Genomic DNA, 21,550 nt, shown 5'->3' with positions numbered 1-21,550 from the left:
TCGGATGGCGTCAGACCGCCTCCCGCAGGGCCTCCGCCGGCGGCCGGCGCGCGCTCATGGTGAGCAGCTCGTAGCGCGCTACGGTCTCCCCGTTCTGGTTGAACACCTCCGCGTCCCAGCGCACCTCGCCATATTCCGGCTTGCGGCCCGGCTGCTTGTGCTTGACCGTCAGCCGCACCCGGATCGCATCCCCCGGCGACACCGGCTTCAGGAAGCGCAGGGTGTCGAGCCCGTAATTGGCGAGCAGCGGCCCCGGCGCCGGATCCACGAACAGGCCGGCGGCGAACGACAGGATGAGGTAGCCGTGGGCGACCCGGCCGGGGAAGAATGGATTGGCCTTGGCCGCCGCCTCGTCCATGTGGGCATAAAAGGTGTCGCCGGTGAAATGGGCGAAGTGCTCGATGTCCTCCAGCGAGATGGTGCGCGAGCCCGTCTCCACCGTGTCGCCGATGGAAAGCCCCTCATAGTCCCGCTTGAAGGGGTGCTCGGCGGTCACCGGCGCCGGCGCGCCCGACAGCCAGGTTCCGGTGAGGGCCGAGAGCCGCGCCGGGGAGCCCTCGATGGCCGTGCGCTGGAGATAGTGGAACACGCCCCGCAGGCCGCCCATCTCCTCGCCGCCACCGGCCCGCCCGGGCCCGCCGTGCACGAGGCCCGGCATCGGCGAGCCGTGGCCGGTGGATTCCTTGGCGCAGTCCCGGTCCAGCACCAGCAGGCGGCCGTGATAGGCGGCGATGCCGAACACCAGCTCCCGCGCCACCTCGGGATCGTGGGTGCACACCGAGGCGACGAGGCTGCCCTCGCCCTTGGCCACCAGCGCCACCGCCTCGTCGAGCCCGTCATAGGCCATGACAGTGGCCACCGGCCCGAAGGCCTCCACCCCATGGGGAGCCACCGCCGCAAGCGGCGAAGGGCAGCGCAGCAGCACCGGTGCCATGAAGGCGCCCGCCTGCGCATCCGCGCCGAGGGGCGCGACGACCTCGGGATCGCCGAAGACGATCTCCGCTTCCTTCGCGATCCGCGCCACCGCCGCGCGCGCCGCCGCCCGCTGGGCGAGGCTCGCCAGCGGACCCATGCGCACGTCCTCGCGCCGCGGATCGCCCACGCTCACGCCGGCAAGGCCCGCCTTCAGCGCGGCGATCACCGCGCCTTCCTGCGCGCGGGGCACGAGGATGCGGCGGATGGCGGTGCATTTCTGGCCCGCTTTCACCGTCATCTCGCGCACCGCCTCCTTCACGAAGAGGTCGAACTCGGGCGTGCCCTCCACCGCGTCCGGGCCGAGCACGGCGGCGTTGAGCGAATCGCGCTCGGCGATGAAGCGCACCGCGTTGCGCGAGACCGCCGGATGGTCGCGCAGCGCCTGCGAGGTCTCGGCCGAGCCAGTGAAGGAGAGCACGTCCTGCCCGGCCAGATGGTCGAGGAGGTCGCCGGCGGCGCCGCAGACGAACTGCAGCGCGCCCCTTGGCAGGATGCCCGCGTCGACGATGAGCCGCACCACCGCTTCCGCCACGTAGGAGGTGGCGGTCGCCGGCTTGGTGATGACCGGCACGCCGGCGAGAATGGCGGGAGCGAGCTTCTCCAGCATGCCCCAGCAGGGGAAGTTGAAGGCGTTCACATGCACCGCCACCCCCTGGAGCGGGGTGAGGATGTGCAGGCCGATGAAGGTGCCGCCCTTGGAGAGGCCTTCCGGCCCGCCCTCCACCACGAAGCGCTCGCCCGGCAGCTCCCGCCGCCCGCGCGAGGCATAGGCGTAGAGGGTGCCGATGCCGCCGTCGATGTCGAAGAAATTGTCGCGCTTGGTCGCCCCGGTGTCGGCTGCGAGGGCGTAGAGCGCCTCCTTGTGGGCGGAGAGATGCGCCGCGAGCGCCTTCAGCAGGTCGGCGCGCTGGTGGAAGGTGAGCGCCCGCAGCGCGGGGCCGCCCACCGTCCGGGCGTGGTGCACCATGGCGCCGAGATCGAGCCCCTGCGTGGACGTGCGCGCCACGACGCGGCCGTCGATGGCACTGGGAATGTCCACAAGACCGGCAGCCGGCGCGAACCAGCGGTCGAAGGCGTAGCTGTTGAGGATCCGGGTCATTCTTGTTGTCCTCCCTGATGCCATCCGGCGAAGGTGCCGCCGTGCGTTGCCAGTTCCACGAGCAGGGGTGCGGGCTCGGAGCCGGCGCCTGCGGCCGCATGGGCCGATTCCATTTCCCTGAGGACGGCCTTCAGCCCCATCGCATCGGCGGCCCACATGGGCCCGCCCTTGATGCGCGGGAAGCCGTAGCCGTTGACGAAGGCGAGATCGATGTCGGAGGCGCGAAGCGCGATGCCCTCGGCGAGCACCTTCGCCCCCTCGCTGGCCATGACGGCGAGGAGGCGCCGCTGGATTTGCTCGGCGGTGAAGCTGCGGGGGGTGATGCCCTTCGCCGCGCGGGCCTGCTCGATCACCTGCGTGACGAGGGGATCGGGGGCGCGGTTGCCGGCCGCGTCATAGGCGTACCAGCCGGCGCCGGTCTTGCGGCCGAGCCGGCCCGCCTCCACCAGCCGGTCGGCGATGTCGACATAGCGCTCGCCCGGATCGCGCGTCGCCGCCCGGCGCTTCCTCATGGCATAGGCGATGTCGAGGCCGGACATGTCCGAGACCGCGAAGAGGCCCATGGCGAAGCCGTAGGCCTCCAGCGCCGCGTCCACGTCTTGCGGTGAGGCGCCGTCCTCCACCAGAACTTCCGCGTGGCGGCGGTAGAGCGCATAGATGCGGTTGCCGATGAAGCCGTCGCAATTGCCCGCCACGATCGCCTGCTTGCCCATCTTCTTGCCCAGCGCCAGGGCCGTGGCGAGCACGTCCGGCGCGGTGCGGGCCGCCTTCACCACCTCCAGCAGCTTCATGATGTTGGCCGGGGCGAAGAAGTGCAGGCCCACCACGTCCTGCGGCCGGGCGGTGGCGGCGGCGATGGCGTCGAGGTCGAGATAGGAGGTGTTGGTGGCCAGCACCGCGCCGGGCCGGGCGATGGCGTCGAGGCGGCGGAAGATGTCGGTCTTCACCGCCAGGTCCTCGAACGCGGCCTCGATGACGAGGTCCACGGAAGCGAGCCGGCCCCAGTCGGCGGTGGGGGTGACGCGGGCGAGGCGCTCCGCGCCCTGCGCCGCGCTGATGCGCCCGCTCTTCACCTGCCGCTCGTAGACGGCGCGCACCCGGCCGAGGCCGGCCACTGCCGCCTCGTCGTCCCGCTCCACCAGGGTGACCGCGAGCCCGGCATCGGCCAGGGCCACGGCGATGCCCGCCCCCATGGTGCCGGCGCCGATCACCGCGACCGAAGCCACCGGCCGCGCCGCCACCCCTTCCAGCCCCGGCACCTTGCCGGCCTCGCGCTCGGCGAAGAACAGGTGGCGCAGGGCCTTGGCCTCGGCGCTCTCGCGCAAGGCGAGGAAGGCGGCGCGCTCGGCGGCGAGGCCGGCGGCGAAGTCGCCCGCCTCCGCCGCGCGGATGACCCGGATCGCCTCTTCGATGGCCGGCATGCCCTTCGCTCCCTTGCGGGCGCGGGCGATGGCGGCGGCTTCCGCGTCCTTGTCCCCCGGCGGCACCGGCAGCGCCGAGAGCCGGCGCTTGGCGGTTGCCGGCGCGCGCGCGATGGCGGCGGCGAGGACATCGCCCTCCACCGCGTCGACGAGGCCCAGGGCGAGGGCGTCCCTCGCCTTCAGCACCCGGCCCTCGCAGACCAGGGCGATGGCTTCGGCCACCCCTGTGAGGCGGGGCAGACGCTGGGTGCCGCCGGCGCCGGGGATGAGGCCGAGGCGGGTCTCGGTGAGGCCCACCAGCGCCTTCGGCCCGGCGAGCCTGAGGTCGCAGGCCAGCGCGATCTCGCAGCCGCCGCCCAGCGCGGCGCCGTCGAGCGCCGCCACCACCGGCTTGGCGCAGCCATCGATGGCCGCCACCACGTCGGGCAGCAGGGGCGGGCCCGGCGGCAGGCTCATCTCGCGGATGTCGGCGCCGGCGATGAACCGCCCCGCCCCGCCGCTGATGACCAGCGCCGCCACCTGCGGGTCACCATCAAGGACCCGCACCGCATCCAGCAGGCCCTGCCGCACGCCCGTCGACAGCGCGTTCACCGGCGGATGGTCGATGCCGATCACCGCCACCGCGCCATGGCGGGTCACGGTGACCGGAGAGCTCACGGCGTCCATGGATCAAACCTTCTCAACAAGGGCCGCAATGCCCTGGCCGACACCGATGCACATGGTGGCGACCGCCCGCTTGCCCCCGCGCACCTCCAGCGCGCTGACCGCCGTCATGGCGAGGCGGGCGCCGGACATGCCGAGGGGATGGCCCAGCGCGATGGCCCCGCCATGGGGGTTCACATGCTCGGCGTCGTCCGGCAGGCCGAGCTGGCGCAGCACCGCCAGCGCCTGCGAGGCGAAGGCCTCGTTGAGCTCGAAAAGGTCGATGTCGGAGAGGGAAAGCCCGTTCCTCTCCAGCAGCTTGCGGGTGGCCGGCGCGGGGCCGATGCCCATGATGCGCGGCGGCACCCCCGCCTGCACCACCGACACCAGCCGGGCGCGGGGGGTGAGGCCGTATTTCCGCGCCGCCGCCTCGGAGGCGAGGATCAGCGCGCCCGCCCCGTCATTGACCCCGGAGGCGTTGCCGGCGGTGACCGTGCCGCCGGTCTTGCGGAACGGCGTCTTCAGCGCGGCGAGCTGCTCCAGCGTGGTGTCGGCGCGCGGATGCTCGTCCCTGTCCACGACGCTCACCGCGCCCTTCTTCCCCTTCACCTCCACCGGCGCGATCTCGCGGGCGAAGAAGCCGGCCTCCTGCGCCGCCTTGGCGCGCTGCTGCGAGCGCCAGGCGAACAGGTCCTGGTCGGCGCGGGAGATCCGGAAGTCCTCGGCCACGTTCTCGCCGGTCTCCGGCATGGAATCCACGCCGTACTGCGTCTTCATCAGCGGGTTGACGAAGCGCCAGCCGATGGTGGTGTCGAACACCTCCGCCTGGCGGGAGAAGGCCTCTCCCGCCTTGCCCATCACGAAGGGGGCGCGGGTCATGCTCTCCACCCCGCCCGCGATGATGAGGTCGGCATCCCCCGTCATGATCGCCCGGGCGCCGATGCCCACCGCATCGAGACCGGAGCCGCACAGGCGGTTGACGGTGGTCCCCGGCGCGCTCACCGGCAGGCCGGCCAAGAGCGCCGCCATGCGCGCCACGTCGCGATTGTCCTCGCCCGCCTGGTTGGCGCAGCCAAGGATGACGTCGTCCACCGCCTCCCAGTCCACGCCGGCATTGCGCGCCTTCAGCACGCGGATGGGATGGGCGGCGAGGTCGTCCGCCCGCACGTCCTTGAGGGCGCCGGCATAGCGGCCGATGGGTGTACGCGCGAAGTCGCAGATGAAGGCGTCGGCCATGGTAGTCTCCGGAAGGGCTCGGGTTCAGGCGGCGGCGGGACGGCGCACGCACACCACGCGGAAGCGGCCGGCCACGAAGGCCGCGTCCGTCAGGCAGGCATTGCCGGCGGGGTTGGCGCCGGAGACGTGGTAGTCGCTGAACGCGGCGCTCTGGTTCACGTAGATGCCGCCGGTGAGGTTCACCGAGAGAGCGACGCCGGCCCGCGCATAGGCCGGAATGGCCCGCTCGATTTCGGCGGCGTCGGTGCTGTAGAGGGCGGCGGTGATGGCGCCCTTCTCCCGCGCCGCGCGGGTGGCGCGGGCGACGGCGTCCTGCGCATCCTGCACCGCCACCACGAAGGCGATGGGACCGAAGCGCTCCTCCAGCCAGGCCGCCTCGTCCTCGGCGGCCACGGCCAGCAGCAGCGGCGTCGCGGTGCGCGCGCCCTCCACCTGCAGCGCGGCGCTGTCGCGCACGATGCGGCCGAGGCCGCGCGCCGCATCGATGCGGGCGAGGGTCGCCGGGTTCTGGATGGCGCCGAGCACCGCCGCCGCGCGGGCCGGATCCGACAGCAGGACGTCGATGGCGCTGGCGATGCCGGACCCCACCTCGCCGAAGCTCCTGTGGCCTTCGTCGGTGGCGATGCCGGAGGCCGGCACGAAGATCGTCTGCGGCGCCGTGCACATCTGCCCGCTATAGAGCGACAGCGAGAAGGCGATGTTCTGGCACATGGCCGAGAAGGCATCGGTGGAGGCGATGACGATGGTGTTCACCCCCGCCTCCTCGGTGAAGACGAGCTTGTCCCTCACGTTCGCCCTGAGCCAGCCGCCGAAGGCCGAGGAGCCGGTGAAATCGACGATGCCCACACCCCGATGGGTGGCGAGGTCCTTGGCCAGCGGCGCCTCCGCGGTATCGGGGGCGAGTTGCAGGACATCGGGGTCGAAGCCCTGCTCCGCCAGCACCTGCCGTCCGATCCGCACCGTCACGGCGAGCGGCAGGATCGCCGCCGGGTGCGGCTTCACGATCACTGCATTGCCGGTGGCGAGGTCGGCAAAGAGCGCCGGATAGCTGTTCCAGGTGGGAAAGGTGGCGCAGCCGATGACGAGGCCGACGCCCCGTGGCACCACGTGAAAATCCTTGTCGAGGCGGATGGAGGAACGCCCCATGGGCTTCTCCCAGAGCACCGCCCCGGGCACGCGTGACATCTCCGCATAGGCGTAGGCCACCGCCTCCAGCCCGCGATCCTGCGCGTGCGGGCCGCCGGCCTGGAAGGCCATGGCGGGCGCCTGCCCCGTGGTGTGCTCCACCGCCTTGGCGATGAGGAAGCTCTCGCGGTTGAGCCGGACGAGGATTTCGAGCGCGATGCCCACGCGGCGCTCCACCGGAGCGGCGGCCCAGGCCTGAAGCGCCCGTTCCGCGGCGTCGACGAGATCGTCCGCCGGCCGCGCGGGATAGGTGATGCCGAGCGCCGGGCCGAAGGGCGAGACCTCGGACCCCACTTGCCGCGCCGGCACGTCTGCCGTCCCGCCGAGGTCGAAGGGCCGGTTCACCAGCGCCTCGAACGCCGCCGCGCCGGCCGCCGCGGCGCCCTCGGGATAGGCCTTCGGATTTTCGGGAAAGGCGGACCAGAACCCCCGGTCGCGCGCCGCCGCAACGGCCGCATCCAGGAGCGCGGCGTGCGCCCGGAACAGATCATCCATGGCCTTCTCCCCTGATCCCGTTCCGGCAGCGCCGCCCGCCGGCGCATGGAACGGCTTCTTTTCTTGCCCCTGGAACCGGATTCGCCGCCCGGGCCGGGCGCCCTGGCGGATCCGGCCCTGCCGGCGGAGCGCGCGTCGTCGATGTTGACAAGCCCGCCCTGTCCGCTAAAGATTAACCGATCGACCGGTTAATTCAAGAGGCTCTCAAAGAGCCCCGGCAGGGAGGACGAAGTGGAGCCATCGCTTATCGTGGCTGAGCACGACGGCTGGACGGAGCTGACGCTCAACCGTCCCGACCGGCTCAACGCCTTCAACGAAGACCTGCACCGCGCCCTCGCCGCAGCCCTCGACGCCGCGGCGGACGAGGCCTGCCGGGCGGTGCTCCTCACTGGCGCCGGGCGGGGCTTCTGCGCCGGACAGGATCTCGGCGACCGGGCCAGCGCCGACGGCCCGCCCGACCTCGGCGCGACGATCGAGGCGTTCTACAACCCCCTCATCCGCCGCATCCGCGGGCTGCGCAAGCCGGTGGTCTGCGCGGTGAACGGGGTGGCGGCGGGCGCCGGCGCCAACATCGCCTTCGCCTGCGACATCGTGCTGGCGGCGCGCTCCGCCAAGTTCATCCAGGCCTTCGCCAGGATCGGCCTCGTGCCGGATTCCGGCGGCACCTTCTTCCTGCCCCGCCTCGTCGGCGACGCCCGCGCCCGGGCGCTCATGCTGCTCGCGGAGCCGCTGAGCGCGGAGAAGGCCGAAAGCTGGGGGCTCATCTGGAAGGCGGTGGACGATGCCACGCTCATGGACGAGGCCCGCGCCCTCGCCGCGCACCTCGCCACCCAGCCGACACAGGGGCTCGCCTTGACCAAGGCGGCGCTCAATGCCTCCGCCAGCAACGGGCTCGACACCCAGCTCGACCTCGAGCGCGACCTCCAGCGCGAGGCCGGCCGTACGCCGGACTATCGCGAGGGGGTCTCCGCCTTCGTGGAGAAGCGCCCCGCGCGCTTCTCGGGACGGCGCGCATGAGTGCCGCCCCGCCGGTCCGCTCGCCGCAGGAGACGGCACGCCTGTGCGCCGAGACCATGTGGGCCACCGACCAGGCGAGCCAGGGTCTGGGCATGGAGATCCTGGAGGTGGGGCCGGGCACCGCCACCCTTGCTATGACGCTCACCGAGCGCATGTGCAACGGCTTCGGCATGGCCCATGGCGGCTTCATCTTCGCCCTCGCCGACAGCGCCTTCGCCTTCGCCTGCAACACCTATGACGAGCGCACGGTGGCGGCCCACTGCTCGGTCACCTACCTGCGCCCCGGAACGCGCGGCAAGCAGCTGGTGGCGCGGGCGCGCGAGGTGGCGCGCAACGGCCGCTCCGGCATCTACGACGTGGAAGTGAGCGAGGACGCAGTGGTGATCGCCCAGTTTCGCGGGCACTCTCGCAGCATCGGCGGCGCGCTCATCGCGCAGCCGGAGCGCGCGCCGGAGAGCCGCGAGGAAAAAACCACCGCCTGATTGGAGGAGACGATGAACATGGCCCTGCCCGCAGTTTCCTTTGGCCGCTCCTTCGAGGCCGGCCTCGACCCCGCCGAACGCGCCTCGCGGGACGAGATCATGTCACTCCAGCGCGAGCGCCTCGCCTGGTCGCTCCGCCACGCCTACGAGAACGTGCCCTTCTACCGGCAGAAGTTCGACGCGGCGGGGGTGCACCCCTCCGACCTGCGCGAGCTCTCGGACCTTGCCAAATTCCCCTTCACCGTGAAGACCGACCTGCGCGACAATTACCCCTTCGGCCTGTTCGCGGTACCGCGGGAGAAGCTCCTGCGCGTGCACGGCTCCTCCGGCACCACCGGCAAGCCCATCGTGGTGGGCTACACCCGCGCCGACATCGACATGTGGGCGGACGTGATGGCCCGCTCCATCCGCGCGGCGGGCGTGCGGCCGGGCATGATGGTGCACGTGGCCTACGGCTACGGCCTGTTCACCGGCGGCCTCGGCGCGCATTACGGGGTGGAGCGGCTCGGCTGCACGGTGATTCCCATGTCCGGCGGCATGACCGAGCGCCAGGTGCAGCTCATCCAGGACTTCCGCCCCGACGCCATCATGGTGACGCCGAGCTACATGCTCGCGTTGCTCGACGGCTTCAGCAAGGCCGGGCTCGACCCGCGCGCCTCCTCGCTCAAATACGGCATCTTCGGCGCCGAGCCGTGGACCAACGCCATGCGCGAGGAAATCGAGCGCGACTTCGCCCTCGACGCCACCGACATCTACGGCCTCTCCGAAGTCATCGGGCCGGGGGTGGCGCAGGAATGCGTGGAGACCAAGGACGGCCTGCACATCTGGGAGGACCATTTCTACCCGGAGGTGATCAATCCCGACACCGGCGAGGTGCTGCCGGACGGGGAGAAGGGCGAGCTGGTCTTCACCTCCCTCACCAAGGAAGCCTTCCCCATCATCCGCTACCGCACACGGGACCTCACCCGCCTGCTGGCCGGCACGGCGCGGCCCGGCATGCGGCGCATGGAGAAGGTCACCGGCCGCTCGGACGACATGATCATCCTGCGCGGCGTCAACGTCTTCCCGACCCAGATCGAGGAGATCCTCCTCTCGGTGGAGACCTGCTCGGGCCACTACCAGCTGGAGCTCATCCGCGAGGGCCGCATGGACGAGATGACCGTGCACGCCGAGATCCGCGAGGACGCCTACGGCAGCACCGACCTCGACGCCTGCGCCACCCGCATCCTCGCCCGCATCAAGGACACGGTGGGCATCACCACCCGCATCGAGCTGCACGCGCCCGGCGACATCGAGCGCACCGCCGCCGGCAAGGCCAAACGCGTCATCGATCGCCGCCCGAAGGGGTGAGGAGCGCCTGATCCTCCCGGCGGCGGGAACGCCCGCCGCCATCCCCAACTGAAAAGGTCCGGCGCGCGTGCCGGGCTTTTTTTCGCTATGGACGATGGCCGCCGAAGCGCTTGCGAGGCCCGAGCCCGCGCCGCCCCCCTCCCCTTGCGAGAGAGGGGAGACCGGCGGAACAGGTTCCGTAGAATGGGCCAAGCACCGGTGCACCCCCTCTCCCCTCGCGGGAGAAGGTTGGGGTGAGGGGTGGCAGGATCTCTCCACTTCAGACCCCTGTGCCCGGCGGCACCGGCCCCCCTCACCCGTCTCGCGGCGGAGCCGCGATCCACCCTCTCCCGCGAGGGGAGAGGCGGAGAGGGGCCCGGGGGAACAGCTTCCGGGGCGCTCCGCCCTCCTCACACCTGGTCGAAGTCCACCACCACCCGCGCGCTGGTGGGCCTGGCCTGGCAGGTGAGGACGAAGCCGGCCTGAAGCTCCCACGGCTCCAGCGAATAGTTCACCTCCATCTCGGCCGTGCCTTCCACCACCTTCGCCCGGCAGGTGGAGCACATGCCGCCCTTGCAGGCGAAGGGCAGGTCCATGCCGGCCCGCAGCGCCGCGTCGAGGATGGCCTCGCCCTCGGCCACCGGCACGTCGCGCCGCTTGCCATCCACGATGAGGGAAGCCACATGCGCCGGCGGGGCATCGGGCGCCACTGGCGGCTTGGGGCGCGGCTTGCCACCCAGCGCCGAGACGAAGCGCTCCACATGCACCTTTTCCGGCGGCAGGCCGATATCCTTCAGGGTGGCCTCCAGCTCGTCGATCATGGCGGTGGGGCCGCAGACGAAGGCGTGGTCCACCACCTGCGCCGGCACCATGGCGGTGAGCAGCAGGCGCACCTTCTCGCCGTCCAGGTGGCCGTTGAGGATGGCGAGATCCTGCTCTTCCCGCGACAGCACGTGGAACACGCTGAAGCGGCCGAGGAACAGGTCCTTCAGCTCCTCCAGCTCGGTGCGGAACAGGATGTTGTCGGTGGTGCGATTGCCATAGAACAGGAAGAAGCGGCTTGCGGGCTCGCGCGCCAGCACGCCGCGGGCGATGGAGAGCACCGGGGTGATGCCCGAGCCGGCCGCGAACGCCACATGGACGCGCCCGTCGCCCGGCGCCTGCTCCAGGCCGAAGCGGCCGGTGGGGGTCATCACGTCGAGGGCGTCGCCACTTTTCAGGTTGGCATTCACCCAGGACGAGAACAGGCCGTTCTCCACCTGCTTCACCGCGATGCGCAATTCGCCATCGTCCGGGCCCGAGCAGATGGAATAGGAGCGGCGGATCTCCTCGCCGTCCAGCGTCGTCTTCAGGGTCAGGTATTGGCCCGGCGCAAAGGCGAAATCGGCGGCGAGATCCTGCGGTACATCGAAGGTGACGGAGACCGCATCCGGCGTCTCCCGGCGCACGTCGCGCACCGTGAGCCGGTGGAATCTTGGCGTGGCCGAACCCTTCAGCGCCGCACCGGCCAGAAGCGCCGGGCTCGCGCCGGAAGCGGCACTGGTGTCGAGGGCGGTTCCCGTTGCGGATCCCATGGCGTTTCCTTTGGCGTTTCCCGTCAGTGGCATTTGAAATAGTCGAACGGCTCGCGGCAGGCCCTGCACTGCCACAGCGACTTGCACGAGGTGGAGCCGAAGGGCGCGATCTCGACCGTGTCGGACGAACCGCACTGCGGGCATTCCACCACCTCGACGCCGAACAGGGCGCGGCGGCCGGCCGTCTTCGCCGGCGGCGCGATGCCGTAGTCCTTCAGCTTGCGCCGTCCATCCTCGCTCATGAAATCGGTGGTCCATGCGGGCGAGAGCACCGTCTTCACCGACACCGGGCCGAGGCCGGCCTTGTCGAGCGCCAGTTCGATCTCGAGAGCGATCATGTTCATGGCCGGGCAGCCGGAATAGGTGGGGGTGATCACCACCTCCACCCGCCCGTCGGAGATTGTCACGTCGCGCAGCACGCCGAGATCGGCGATGGAGAGCACCGGAATCTCGGGATCTACGACCGCGCCCGCCACGCGCCAGGCCTCCTCGCGCAGCGCCGCCGCGTCGGACAGCGCCGCGCCGGTCACCAGGTGGCTCCCGGGAAGGTGCGCTGGAGATATTGCAGCTCGGTGAGCAGCGGCCCGAGATGCTCGGAATGGCGCCCCTCGCGCCCGCCCTTCTGCATCCAGCCGTTCGGCGGCAGCGCCAGCGTGGCCTCGGCAAGCACCGCCGACACCGTCTGCATCCAGGCGCCGCGCAGGCTTTCAGGATCCGGCACCACACCTTCGGCAACAAGGCCCTTCTCGTCGGCATCCGCCTCGAACAGTTCGCCGGTGAAGGGCCACAGATGATCCACCGCCGCCTGGGCGCGGGCATGGCTTTCGCGCGTGCCGTCGCCGAGGCGGATCAGCCATTCGGCGCAATGGCGCACGTGGTACGCGCTCTCCTTCTCCGCCTTGGCGGCGATGGCGGAAAGGGTCGCGTCGGGCGAGGCCATCAGCGCCCGCCAGTAGGGATGGATGAAGGCGGAATAGACCAGCTGGCGCGCCATGGTGCGGGCGAAGTCGCCGTTGGGCTGCTCCACCAGCAGCAGGTTGCCGTAGGAGCGCTCGCCGCGCAGGTAGGCGAAATCGTCCTCGCAATGGCCTTCCCCCTCCACCTCGGCGGCGTAGGTGTAGAGCGAGCGGGCCTGGCCGATGAGGTCCAGCCCCATGTTGGCGAGGGCCATCTCCTCCTCCATGGTCGGGGCGTGGCCGCACCATTCGGACAGGCGATGGCCGAGGATCAGCGCGTCGTCGGCCCGCCGCAGCAGGTAGCGGACGAGCGGCGTCTCGCGGACGGTGATGGACGTGGTGGCCATGACAAGGTTTCCTCACCTCGGCCCGCCGTGCGGGCGGTTTTCCTCTTGATGGGGGGCGCCGCGCGCCCCGGTCACATGTGGCCGACTTCCTCCGGCACCTCGTAGAAGGTGGGGTGGCGATAGATCTTCGAGGCGGTGGGCTCGAACATCATGCCCTTGTCGGCGGGATCCGAGGCGGTGATGGCGCTGGACGGCACCACCCACAAGGACAGCCCCTCGCCGCGGCGGGTGTAGAGGTCGCGGGCGGCCTGGAGCGCCAGCGTCGCGTCAGCGGCATGCAGCGAGCCCGCATGCTTGTGGGCAAGGCCGTTGCGGCTGCGGATGAACACTTCCCAGAGCGGGGTGGCGGCGTCGACCATGGTGCGTTTCCTCTGTTCTTCGATTTCAGTTCAGGCCGCAGCGGCGGTCTTGGCGGCGGCGCGCTTCTCGGCGAAGGCGCGGGCAGCCTCGCGCACCCAGGCGCCGTCCTCATGCGCCTTGCGGCGGGTGGCCAGGCGATCGCGGTTGCACGGGCCGTTGCCGGCCACCACCTGCTTGAACTCCTCCCAGTCGATGGTGCCATAGCGCCAATGGCCCGCCGCCTCGTCGAAGACGAGGTCCGGGTCCGGCAGGGTGAGGCCGAGGAAATGCGCCTGCGGCACCGTGGCGTCGACGAACTTCTGCCGCAGCTCGTCATTGGAGAAGCGCTTGATCTTCCAGCACATGGAGGTGTCGGAATGGGCGCTGGCCGCATCCGGCGGGCCGAACATCATCAGGCTCGGCCACCACCAGCGGTTCAGCGCGTCCTGCGCCATCTCCTTCTGCTCCGCCGAGCCCCGCGCCAGGGTGAGCATGATCTCGTAGCCCTGGCGCTGGTGGAAGGATTCCTCCTTGCAAACCCGGATCATGGCCCGCGCATAGGGACCGTAGGAGCAGCGGCAGAGCGGGATCTGGTTCATGATCGCCGCCCCGTCCACCAGCCAGCCGATGGCGCCGATGTCGGCCCAGGTCTGCGTCGGATAGTTGAAGATGGACGAATACTTGGCCTTGCCGGAGAGGAGCTGGTCCACCAGTTCCTCCCGCGACGTGCCCAGGGTCTCGGCGGCGGCATAGAGATAGAGGCCGTGGCCGCACTCGTCCTGCACCTTGGCGAGCAGCGCCGCCTTGCGCCGCAGCGAGGGCGCGCGGGTGATCCAGTTGCCCTCCGGCTGCATGCCGATGATCTCGGAATGGGCGTGCTGGGAGATCTGCCGCGTCAGCGTGCGGCGGTAGGCGGCGGGCATGAAGTCATTGGGCTCGATGCGCGCTTCGTCCGCCACGCGCGCCTCGAAGCGGGCGAGCAGCGCGGCGTCCTCAAGCTGGGGGGCGTCGGCATCCGGATTGGCGTTGAGGGCCTGCGTGTACATGCGGTTTCCTCCCTGGTCCGGATTTTATATATTACAAAAAATAGACATTCAATGTTTTTTCGTAACATATTGCGGCGCGCCACATCCCGGACGCACCGCACGCGACCCCGGACGCACGTGCTTACGCCTTGAAACGCCGCCTGATTTTCACATCCGCCGGCAGCGCGGCCCCGTCCTCGCCCACGGCATTTTCATCGAGCCAGCGCTCGGAAGCGTCGATGAGACGGGCATAGATGCCGGCGCACAGGGCGCGGGCGGCGGCGCCGGGCCAGTCGGCGGGCAGGATGGCGGCGGGCAGGATCGGATCACGCAGCACGATGCGGCGGTATTCGTGGATCAGCAGCACCCGCGCCACCATGGCCTCGAGGTCGGACAGGGCCTCCTCCGTGCCCAGGGCCGCGTCGAGGGGATCGAACACGGCGATGAAGCTGCGGTAGGCGTCCGCCGTCTCCTCCAGCCGCCACGCGCGGGCGGCCAGGGCCTGCTGGGCCTCCTGCGCGCCGGAAACATCGAGCCGCAGGCCGGCCCCCGCCTCCTCGGGCACCGCCGTGCCGGCCGGCGCGATGAACACGCCCGGCAGCGGCACGCCAAAGCCTGCCGCCTCGAGCGCCGCGCGCAAGCCTTCCCGCGCGGAGGGCTCGACGAGCAGCATCTCGAAATGCCCGCGCCATTCCGGCGGCCGGTGGCTGTAGATGTGCTCGGTGGCCCGCGCGAACGTCTCGCGGCCCTTGTCGGCGAGCCGGTAGAAGCTGTTGCGACCGACGCGCGTGCGCGTCAGCCAGCCATCGGCGGCCAGGCGCGACATGGCGGTGCGCACCACGCCGTCGGCGATGTCCAGCCCCCGGAAGAAGGCGAGCAGCGTGCCGAGCCACACCGAGCCGCCGCGCGGCACGATGGCGTCACCATAGATGGTGACGATGATGGACCAGGTGCGCGAGGGCTCGGCGCGGACATGGTCGAGAATGAGATCGAGGGCGCGGCGCGGCATGGCCGTTCCATAGCCGAGACGGGCGGATGCGCAAGCCTTCCTCTGTTCCGCCTTCCGCTGTTCCGCCTTCCGCTCTTCCGCCGCCGGCTAATCCGTCGTCCGCTGTTCCGCCTTGCGGCGCCCGCCTTTCCCGACCGGGGTCGCCTCGTCCCGCTCCGGCTTGGCCGGCGGCGCCTTGGCCCGCCGGCGCGGCGCGGCCGCCGGCGCGACGGCGCGGATGCGGGGCTCCGGCCGCGCCTCGGCCGCGGGTGCCGTCGCGGCGGCCGCGGCTCCGGCGATGATCAGCTGGGAGACGAGACGGGCATATTCCGCGCGGGTCAGGCCCCGCCCCTCGCGAAACCAAAGGTAATGCCAGTTGAGCATGCCGAAGGCGGACATGGTGACCGGCTTGAGCAGCGGCCCCCGGCCGATCTGCGGCACCTGCGCCGCGATGGCCTCCGACATCAGCACCACGAGGCGCCGCTCCATGGCCCGCAGCGCGTCCTGCTGCTCGGCGGACAGCAGTTTCAGGTTGGCGATCTGCACCTGGTGCTCGGCATCGGCGTCGCGATACGATTCCAGCAACGCGGAGGCGATGGCGTAGACACGATCATCCGCCGGCGCCGCCTCCAGGGCTGCCTCCACCGCCTGGATGAGCTGCTCCAGGTGGGTCGACAAGATGTCGAAAAGCACCGCGCCCTTGTCGGGATAATAGTGGTAGAGCAAGGCTTTGGAGGCGCCGCAGGCCTCGGCGATCATGGTGATCGAAGTGCCGGAATAGCCGAACTGCGCGAACAGCTCCGCCGACTTGTGAAGGATCGCCTGTCGTTTGACGTCGTAGTCCTGAGCGCGTGTCCGAGCCATCTTGCCCCATCCATGCGGGCCGCCGCGCCCTTCCCTTCCGGTGAGGCCGCGCGCCCGCCACCATCCGCCACGGCGGAAGGCTCCGCATAACAAATATTGTCCGGCTGGTCGATCAATGGCCCAGCGCGGCGCCCTCGCAGGCCACCTCATCTTATATTGACCATCCGGTCGGTCAATTATATAGTTCCCCTTCCGTCGGGCCAGGGCCTGCCGGTGGGCGGCGGGATTTCTGGTCCGCCGCCAGTTTCAAGAACGGAGGCCGCCCCTCCGGCCGGCCCGCCATGCGGGACGCCGAGGGCGGGCTCCGGGGGCGGGTCAACCCGCTCCTCGGCCCGAAATGGACCTTTTGGAGGAACGCTACATGGAAACGTCCGCACGCCTGCGGCCGATGCTGCGCGCTGCCGCCTTCGCCCTCTCCGCCTTCGGCGCCGCCGCCACCTTCGGCACCACCGCCCGCGCCGCCGATCCGATCAAGATCGGCTCGGTGGTCTCCGCCACCGGCCCCTCCGCGTTCCTCGGCGACCCCGAGGCGAGAACGCTCAAGCTCTATGTGGAAGAGCTGAACAAGAAGGGCGGGCTGCTCGGCCGGCCGGTGGAGCTCGTGCTCTACGACGACGGCGGCGACGCCAACAAGGCCCGCACCTTCGCCACCCGCCTGGTGGAGGACGACAAGGTGGTCGCCATGGTCGGCGGCACCTCCACCGGCGCCACCATGGCCATGATCCCGGTGTTCGAGGAAGCCGGCATTCCCTTCGTGTCGCTGGCCGGCGGCATCGAGATCGTCGAGCCGGTGCGCGCCTTCGTCTTCAAGACGCCCCACACCGACAAGACCGCCTGCCAGAAGATCTTCGAGGACATGAAGGCGCGCGGCATCACCAAGATCGGCATGATCTCGGGCACGGATGGTTTCGGCAAGTCCATGCGCAACCAGTGCCTCAAGGTGATTTCGGACTACGCCATCACCGTCGTCGCCGACGAAACCTACGGCGCCACCGATTCCGACATGACGCCCCAGCTCAACAAGATCAAGAACACGGCGGGCATCCAGGCGGTGCTCAATCCCGGCTTCGGCCAGGGCCCGGCCATCGTGACCCGCAACTTCGCCCAGCTCGGCATCGGCCTGCCGCTCTACCAGAGCCACGGCGTCGCCTCGAAGAGCTTCATCGACCTCGCCGGCCCGGCCGCCGACGGCGTGCGCCTGCCGGCCCCCGCCATCCTGGTGGGCGACAAGCTCGCCGCCAGTGACAAGCAGAAGCCGGTGGTGGCCGAGTACAAGGCCTCCTACGAGAAGGCCACCGGCCAGCCCGTCTCCACCTTCGGCGGCTATGGCTTCGACGGCATCCAGCTCGTCACCAAGGCCATCGAGAAGGCGAAGTCCGCCGACCCGAAGAAGATCCGCGACGCGCTGGAAGGCACCAAGGATTATGTGGGCGTCACCGGCGTCTACACCTTCACGCCCACCGACCATCTGGGCCTCGGCACGGATTCCTTCCGCATGCTGGAGATCCGCAAGGGCGACTGGGTGCTGGAAGCTCCCACGCGCTGAGCCGATCTTTCGGCCCCGCGCGTCCACGTTCCGCGCAAACGTATTGAGCCCGGAGGCGGGTTCACCGGTCAGCCAGCGCCAACCTGACCGGGATCCGCCTTCAGGCCGCTCCCTCCACCCTGCCCCTGCCCCGGCGGCGTGCGCGCCGCCGGACATCCGGTGCGAGAGACCATGTCCGAATTTCTCCAGCTCGTGTTCTCAGGCCTCACGGTGGGCGCGATCTACGCGCTCATCGCCTTGGGCTTCACCCTCATCTACAACGCCTCCGACGTGATCAACTTCGCCCAGGGCGATTTCGTCATGATCGGCGGCATGGGCACCGTCTTCCTGATGGCCTCCGGCCTCTCCCTGCCGCTGGCCGCGCTCATCGCGGTGGTGGCGGCGGTCGGCGTGGGGCTGCTGCTCCACCGCCTCGCCATCGAGCCGGCGCGCGGCGCCTCGCCGGTGACGCTGATCATGATCACCATCGGCGCGTCCATCTTCATCAAGGGCGTGGCGCAGATCGTCTTCGACAAGCAGTTCCATTCCCTGCCCGCCTTCTCGGGCGATGCGCCCATTCCCATCGGCGGCGCCACCCTCCTGCCGCAGAGCCTGTGGGTGCTCGGCACCGCCATCGGCCTCGTGGTCGCGCTCTACCTGTTCCTGGAACACACCCTCGTCGGCAAGGGCCTGCTCGCCACCGCCGCCAACCGGCTGGCCGCGAAGCTGGTGGGCATCAACGTCACGCTGATCCTCGCCATGGCCTTCGGCCTCTCGGCCGCCATCGGCGCGCTCGCCGGCGTGGTGGCGACGCCGATCACCCTCACCCGCTACGACATCGGCACCCTGTTCGCGCTGAAGGGCTTCGCCGCCGCCATGCTGGGCGGCATGGGCAACCCCCTGGGGGCGGTGGTGGGCGGCCTGCTCATCGGCCTGCTGGAGACCTTCGGCGCCGGCTATGTCTCCTCCACCTACAAGGATGCGGTGGCCTTCCTGATGATCCTCTTCGTCCTGTTCTTCCTGCCGCGCGGCCTGTTCGGCGGCCGCAGCGTGGAGCGCGTGTGATGCTCGGCAAGGCGCTCAGGGCCCGCTACACCCCCCTCCTCGTCCTCGCCGCGCTGATGGTGCTGGTGCCGCTCGTCTCCACCTCCTCCTTCCATCTGCGGGTGGCGGCGCTGGTGTGGATATTCGCCCTCGCCGCCCTCGGCCTCACCATTCTCATGGGCTATGCGGGACAGGTGAGCCTGGGCCACGCCGGCTTCCTCGGCATCGGCGCCTATACGGTGGCCATCAGCCCGGTGCGGCTGGGGCTCGATCCGCTGCTCTGCCTGGTGCTGGGCGCGGCGGTCGCCGGCCTCGTCGCCTATGCGGTCGGCCGGCCGATCCTGCGGCTGAAGGGCTATTACCTCGCCATCGCAACCCTGGGCTTCGGCGTCATCGTCGCCTTGGTGCTGCACAGCGAGGCGGAGATCACCGGCGGGCCGGACGGCATGGCCGTGTCGCGCCTCTCGCTGTTCGGCTGGCGCGTGGCCGGGGCGACAAGCTGGTACTGGGTGACGGCCGGCGCGCTCCTCGTGGGCGCCCTCCTCGCCCTCAACATCGCTGCCAGCCCCACCGGGCGGGCGCTGCGCGCGCTGCACGACAGCGAGGTGGCCGCCGCCGGCACCGGCATCGACGTGGCGTCGAAGAAGCTCGCGGCCTTCGTGGTGGCGGCGGTTTATGCGGCGGTGGCCGGCGGGCTGCTCGCCGCCATGAACGGCCTCATCACCCCCGAGGCGGCGAGCTTCTCCCACTCCATCGAGCTCGTCGCCATGGTGATCATCGGCGGCCTCGGCTCGGTGTTCGGCACCGTGGTGGGCGCCGCCTTCCTGGTGGTGCTGCCGCAGATGCTCACCGCGCTGCAGGAATACGAGCAGGCGGTGCTGGGCCTGCTGATCATGGTGTTCATGATCTTCCTGCCGCAGGGCATCGTGCCGTCCATCCGCGCCTACCTGATGGAGCGGCTGCCATGAACGGGGGACCCACGAGCCTGCTCGATGTCAGCGACATCGGCATCGCCTTCGGCGGCCTCAAGGCGGTGGACCGCGTCTCGTTCAAGGTGGAGGCGGGGCAGGTCTTCTCCATCATCGGGCCGAACGGCGACGGCAAGACCACCCTGTTCAACCTCGTCACCGGCATCTACCGCGCCTCGCAGGGCAAGGTGCGGCTCGCCGGCGAGGACATCACCGGCCTTGCCCCGCACCTGCTGGTGCGCCGGGGCATGGCGCGCACCTTCCAGAACCTTCAGGTGTTCTTCCGCATGAGCGCGGTGGAGAACGTGATGGTCGGCTGCCACCTGTCGGAGCGCACCTCCTTCCTCGCCGACCTCCTCGGCCTGCCCGCCGTCGGGCGGCAGAACCGGGTGACGCGGGAGCGCGCCATGGAACTGCTCGACAAGGTGGGCCTCGCCCCGCTCGCCGACGCCTCCGCCGGCGCCCTGCCCTACGGCGCGCTGAAGCGGCTGGAGATCGCCCGGGCGCTGGCGGCCAGCCCGAAGATCCTGCTCCTCGACGAGCCCGCCGCCGGCTGCAACCCGGTGGAGACCGAGGCCATGGACCACCTCATCGCCGACATCGCCAGAAGCGGCGTCGCGGTGGTGCTCATCGAGCACGACATGAAGCTGGTGATGAAGATTTCCGACCGGGTTCTGGTGCTGGCCCAGGGCCGGCCGCTGGCGGAAGGCCCGCCACGGGCGGTGCGCGACAACCCCGATGTCATCGCCGCCTATCTCGGTGACCACGGCGCACGGGAGGCCGATCGTGCTCACGGTTGAGGGTGTCAGCTCGGCCTATGGCCGCATCAGCGTGCTGCACGAGGTGTGGCTTCAGGTGAAGGCCGGCGAGATCGTCGCGCTGGTGGGCTCCAACGGCGCCGGCAAGACCACGCTTTTGCGCACCCTCTCCGGCGTGCAGCCGGCGCGCGCCGGGCGCATCCTGTTCGAGGGCGAGCCCATCGAGCGGCTGGAACCGCACAAGCGCGTCATGCGCGGCATCTCCCAGTCGCCGGAAGGCCGGCAGGTGTTCGGCCCGCTGACGGTGGAGGACAATCTGCGCCTCGGCGCCTACCGCCGGCAGGATGCCGGCACGCGCGGCCGGCTCGACCATGTCTACGGCCTGTTCCCGGTGCTCGCCGAGAAGCGGAAGATCGCGGCCATGAGCCTGTCCGGCGGGCAGCAGCAGATGCTGGCCATCGGCCGCGCGCTCATGGCGGCGCCGAAGCTGCTGCTGCTCGATGAGCCCTCCCTCGGCCTCGCCCCGCTGCTGGTGGACCAGATTCTCGCCGCGGTGCGCGCACTGCGGGCGGAGGGCCTCACCGTGCTGCTGGTGGAGCAGAACGCCTCGGCGGCGCTGGCCATCGCCGATCGCGGCTACGTGCTGGAGACCGGGCGCGTGGTGATGGAAGGCACGGGCGCCGCCCTGCTGGTGGATCCGAAGGTGCGCGCGGCCTATCTGGGGCTGTGAGGCCGCGCGCCGCAGGGCCACCCCATCGGCAGGACGACCTCGCCGTCCCATCCCGGATCGGGCCGCACCCAGGCGATTGAGAAGGTGGGCCCGGCCCGCGGTCTTTATGAGATTCCTATATCCGCGCCGGGGCACCCGTCTCGACTCTTTATCCGCATCGCGCCAGCTTTAGGCACGAGCGGTCGGGCTGCTTCCTGTTCCGGGAAGCGGCCCGCCGCCCGTACCGCCGCTGATACGGATCGGAACGCCACGATGCTGGACATTCTCATGCTCGCGCTGGGCCTTGCCCTGTTCGCGCTGGCCATCGGCTACGGCCACGTCTGCGAACGGCTCTGACGCCGCGCCGATCGGCCCGCATCGCGACAGGCGCATGCGGGCCCCTCACGCACCCGAACCTGCATTCCGTCTTGAAAGCGGGCGCGGTCGCATGCCTGCGGCCACCGCCCCGAGGAGACATCCCATGATGCTTGATTACGCGCTCGGCGGGCTCGTCACCGCCGGCCTGCTCTTCTACCTCACCTTCGCCCTGCTCAGGCCCGAACGGTTCTGAG

General features: G+C 70.5%; 20 protein-coding genes. 9 read left to right on the top strand and 11 right to left on the bottom strand.

Annotation, left to right across the window (positions count from 1 at the left end; all coding sequences use genetic code 11):
- Positions 1 to 10 precede the first annotated feature (10 nt).
- The 4 genes from paaZ to paaN are packed head-to-tail and all read right to left on the bottom strand — an operon-like array spanning position 11 to position 7,053.
- Positions 11 to 2,074: a phenylacetic acid degradation bifunctional protein PaaZ gene (paaZ, locus tag EZH22_RS14605; protein WP_203196287.1), complete on the bottom strand. Its 2,064-nt coding sequence runs from the start codon at positions 2,072 to 2,074 to the stop codon at positions 11 to 13.
- Positions 2,071 to 4,161: an FAD-dependent oxidoreductase gene (locus tag EZH22_RS14600; RefSeq protein WP_203196286.1), complete on the bottom strand. Its 2,091-nt coding sequence runs from the start codon at positions 4,159 to 4,161 to the stop codon at positions 2,071 to 2,073. The genes paaZ and EZH22_RS14600 overlap by 4 nt, the downstream gene beginning before the upstream one ends.
- 3 nt (positions 4,162 to 4,164) lie before the next feature.
- A complete protein-coding gene (pcaF, locus tag EZH22_RS14595; RefSeq protein ID WP_203196285.1) occupies positions 4,165 to 5,373 on the bottom strand; it encodes a 3-oxoadipyl-CoA thiolase in 1,209 nt (402 codons plus the stop codon).
- A 24-nt stretch (positions 5,374 to 5,397) separates the two neighbouring features.
- Positions 5,398 to 7,053 (bottom strand): phenylacetic acid degradation protein PaaN, encoded by a 1,656-nt coding sequence (gene paaN, locus EZH22_RS14590; protein ID WP_203196284.1) that lies wholly within the window; start codon positions 7,051 to 7,053, stop codon positions 5,398 to 5,400.
- A 231-nt stretch (positions 7,054 to 7,284) separates the two neighbouring features.
- Between paaN and paaG the strand changes: the two genes are divergently transcribed.
- The 3 genes from paaG to paaK are packed head-to-tail and all read left to right on the top strand — an operon-like array spanning position 7,285 to position 9,902.
- Positions 7,285 to 8,070, top strand: a complete 786-nt coding sequence (paaG, locus tag EZH22_RS14585; RefSeq protein WP_203196283.1) for a 2-(1,2-epoxy-1,2-dihydrophenyl)acetyl-CoA isomerase PaaG — start codon at positions 7,285 to 7,287, stop codon at positions 8,068 to 8,070.
- Positions 8,067 to 8,552: a hydroxyphenylacetyl-CoA thioesterase PaaI gene (gene paaI, locus EZH22_RS14580; protein ID WP_203196282.1), complete on the top strand. Its 486-nt coding sequence runs from the start codon at positions 8,067 to 8,069 to the stop codon at positions 8,550 to 8,552. Before paaG ends, paaI begins: the two co-directional genes overlap by 4 nt.
- A gap of 12 nt (positions 8,553 to 8,564) precedes the next feature.
- Entirely contained in the window at positions 8,565 to 9,902 is a 1,338-nt protein-coding gene (gene paaK / locus EZH22_RS14575; protein WP_408647714.1) for a phenylacetate--CoA ligase PaaK, read from the top strand.
- Between the two features lie 389 nt (positions 9,903 to 10,291).
- On the opposite strand, the gene paaE is transcribed toward paaK, so the two are convergent.
- The 7 genes from paaE to EZH22_RS14540 all read right to left on the bottom strand — a co-directional run bounded on the left by paaE (position 10,292) and on the right by EZH22_RS14540 (position 15,974).
- Complete coding sequence (gene paaE, locus EZH22_RS14570) at positions 10,292 to 11,455, bottom strand: 1,2-phenylacetyl-CoA epoxidase subunit PaaE (protein ID WP_408647713.1); 1,164 nt, start codon at positions 11,453 to 11,455, stop codon at positions 10,292 to 10,294.
- A 23-nt stretch (positions 11,456 to 11,478) separates the two neighbouring features.
- On the bottom strand, positions 11,479 to 11,988 hold the full coding sequence (gene paaD / locus EZH22_RS14565; protein WP_203196545.1) for a 1,2-phenylacetyl-CoA epoxidase subunit PaaD: 510 nt from the start codon (positions 11,986 to 11,988) through the stop codon (positions 11,479 to 11,481).
- On the bottom strand, positions 11,982 to 12,758 hold the full coding sequence (gene paaC, locus EZH22_RS14560) for a 1,2-phenylacetyl-CoA epoxidase subunit PaaC (protein ID WP_203196279.1): 777 nt from the start codon (positions 12,756 to 12,758) through the stop codon (positions 11,982 to 11,984). Before paaC ends, paaD begins: the two co-directional genes overlap by 7 nt.
- A gap of 71 nt (positions 12,759 to 12,829) precedes the next feature.
- On the bottom strand, positions 12,830 to 13,117 hold the full coding sequence (gene paaB / locus EZH22_RS14555) for a 1,2-phenylacetyl-CoA epoxidase subunit PaaB (RefSeq protein ID WP_138398204.1): 288 nt from the start codon (positions 13,115 to 13,117) through the stop codon (positions 12,830 to 12,832).
- A gap of 30 nt (positions 13,118 to 13,147) precedes the next feature.
- Positions 13,148 to 14,143 (bottom strand): 1,2-phenylacetyl-CoA epoxidase subunit PaaA, encoded by a 996-nt coding sequence (paaA, locus tag EZH22_RS14550; RefSeq protein WP_203196278.1) that lies wholly within the window; start codon positions 14,141 to 14,143, stop codon positions 13,148 to 13,150.
- Between the two features lie 121 nt (positions 14,144 to 14,264).
- Positions 14,265 to 15,131 (bottom strand): phenylacetic acid degradation operon negative regulatory protein PaaX, encoded by an 867-nt coding sequence (gene paaX, locus EZH22_RS14545; protein ID WP_203196277.1) that lies wholly within the window; start codon positions 15,129 to 15,131, stop codon positions 14,265 to 14,267.
- A gap of 87 nt (positions 15,132 to 15,218) precedes the next feature.
- Positions 15,219 to 15,974 carry a TetR/AcrR family transcriptional regulator gene (locus EZH22_RS14540; RefSeq protein WP_203196276.1) on the bottom strand — a complete coding sequence of 252 codons (756 nt, stop codon included), beginning with the start codon at positions 15,972 to 15,974 and terminating at the stop codon, positions 15,219 to 15,221.
- Positions 15,975 to 16,335: 361 nt separating this feature from the next.
- Between EZH22_RS14540 and EZH22_RS14535 the strand changes: the two genes are divergently transcribed.
- From EZH22_RS14535 to EZH22_RS14510, 6 genes are all read left to right on the top strand, one after another.
- The gene (locus EZH22_RS14535) at positions 16,336 to 17,520 is read left to right on the top strand and encodes an ABC transporter substrate-binding protein (RefSeq protein WP_203196275.1); all 1,185 of its coding nucleotides are present in this window, start codon (positions 16,336 to 16,338) and stop codon (positions 17,518 to 17,520) included.
- 171 nt (positions 17,521 to 17,691) lie between these two features.
- Positions 17,692 to 18,564, top strand: a complete 873-nt coding sequence (locus EZH22_RS14530; protein ID WP_203196274.1) for a branched-chain amino acid ABC transporter permease — start codon at positions 17,692 to 17,694, stop codon at positions 18,562 to 18,564.
- Positions 18,564 to 19,511 (top strand): branched-chain amino acid ABC transporter permease, encoded by a 948-nt coding sequence (locus tag EZH22_RS14525; RefSeq protein ID WP_203196273.1) that lies wholly within the window; start codon positions 18,564 to 18,566, stop codon positions 19,509 to 19,511. The genes EZH22_RS14530 and EZH22_RS14525 overlap by 1 nt, the downstream gene beginning before the upstream one ends.
- Positions 19,508 to 20,311 (top strand): ABC transporter ATP-binding protein, encoded by an 804-nt coding sequence (locus tag EZH22_RS14520; RefSeq protein WP_203196272.1) that lies wholly within the window; start codon positions 19,508 to 19,510, stop codon positions 20,309 to 20,311. Before EZH22_RS14525 ends, EZH22_RS14520 begins: the two co-directional genes overlap by 4 nt.
- Complete coding sequence (locus tag EZH22_RS14515; RefSeq protein ID WP_203196271.1) at positions 20,298 to 20,999, top strand: ABC transporter ATP-binding protein; 702 nt, start codon at positions 20,298 to 20,300, stop codon at positions 20,997 to 20,999. The genes EZH22_RS14520 and EZH22_RS14515 overlap by 14 nt, the downstream gene beginning before the upstream one ends.
- A gap of 460 nt (positions 21,000 to 21,459) precedes the next feature.
- Positions 21,460 to 21,549: a K(+)-transporting ATPase subunit F gene (locus EZH22_RS14510; protein ID WP_203196270.1), complete on the top strand. Its 90-nt coding sequence runs from the start codon at positions 21,460 to 21,462 to the stop codon at positions 21,547 to 21,549.
- The last annotated feature ends 1 nt before the right edge of the window (position 21,550 follow it).

The organism is Xanthobacter dioxanivorans (assembly GCF_016807805.1).
In the GTDB taxonomy this organism is placed as follows: Bacteria; Pseudomonadota; Alphaproteobacteria; order Rhizobiales; family Xanthobacteraceae; genus Xanthobacter; species Xanthobacter dioxanivorans.
The sequence above is the reverse complement of the archived record's forward strand: the minus strand, read 5'-3'. Positions and strand labels throughout refer to the sequence as shown.

What these genes read in the sequence shown, in the direction of transcription:
- paaZ (WP_203196287.1), bottom strand. Translation starts at nt 2,074, where the DNA reads ATGACCCGGATCCTCAACAGCTACGCCTTCGACCGCTGGTTCGCGCCG.
- EZH22_RS14600 (WP_203196286.1), bottom strand. Translation starts at nt 4,161, where the DNA reads ATGGACGCCGTGAGCTCTCCGGTCACCGTGACCCGCCATGGCGCGGTG.
- pcaF (WP_203196285.1), bottom strand. Translation starts at nt 5,373, where the DNA reads ATGGCCGACGCCTTCATCTGCGACTTCGCGCGTACACCCATCGGCCGC.
- paaN (WP_203196284.1), bottom strand. Translation starts at nt 7,053, where the DNA reads ATGGATGATCTGTTCCGGGCGCACGCCGCGCTCCTGGATGCGGCCGTT.
- paaI (WP_203196282.1), top strand. Translation starts at nt 8,067, where the DNA reads ATGAGTGCCGCCCCGCCGGTCCGCTCGCCGCAGGAGACGGCACGCCTG.
- paaK (WP_408647714.1), top strand. Translation starts at nt 8,565, where the DNA reads ATGAACATGGCCCTGCCCGCAGTTTCCTTTGGCCGCTCCTTCGAGGCC.
- paaE (WP_408647713.1), bottom strand. Translation starts at nt 11,455, where the DNA reads ATGGGATCCGCAACGGGAACCGCCCTCGACACCAGTGCCGCTTCCGGC.
- paaC (WP_203196279.1), bottom strand. Translation starts at nt 12,758, where the DNA reads ATGGCCACCACGTCCATCACCGTCCGCGAGACGCCGCTCGTCCGCTAC.
- paaB (WP_138398204.1), bottom strand. Translation starts at nt 13,117, where the DNA reads ATGGTCGACGCCGCCACCCCGCTCTGGGAAGTGTTCATCCGCAGCCGC.
- paaA (WP_203196278.1), bottom strand. Translation starts at nt 14,143, where the DNA reads ATGTACACGCAGGCCCTCAACGCCAATCCGGATGCCGACGCCCCCCAG.
- paaX (WP_203196277.1), bottom strand. Translation starts at nt 15,131, where the DNA reads ATGCCGCGCCGCGCCCTCGATCTCATTCTCGACCATGTCCGCGCCGAG.
- EZH22_RS14540 (WP_203196276.1), bottom strand. Translation starts at nt 15,974, where the DNA reads ATGGCTCGGACACGCGCTCAGGACTACGACGTCAAACGACAGGCGATC.
- EZH22_RS14535 (WP_203196275.1), top strand. Translation starts at nt 16,336, where the DNA reads ATGGAAACGTCCGCACGCCTGCGGCCGATGCTGCGCGCTGCCGCCTTC.
- EZH22_RS14530 (WP_203196274.1), top strand. Translation starts at nt 17,692, where the DNA reads ATGTCCGAATTTCTCCAGCTCGTGTTCTCAGGCCTCACGGTGGGCGCG.
- EZH22_RS14525 (WP_203196273.1), top strand. Translation starts at nt 18,564, where the DNA reads ATGCTCGGCAAGGCGCTCAGGGCCCGCTACACCCCCCTCCTCGTCCTC.
- EZH22_RS14520 (WP_203196272.1), top strand. Translation starts at nt 19,508, where the DNA reads ATGAACGGGGGACCCACGAGCCTGCTCGATGTCAGCGACATCGGCATC.
- EZH22_RS14510 (WP_203196270.1), top strand. Translation starts at nt 21,460, where the DNA reads ATGATGCTTGATTACGCGCTCGGCGGGCTCGTCACCGCCGGCCTGCTC.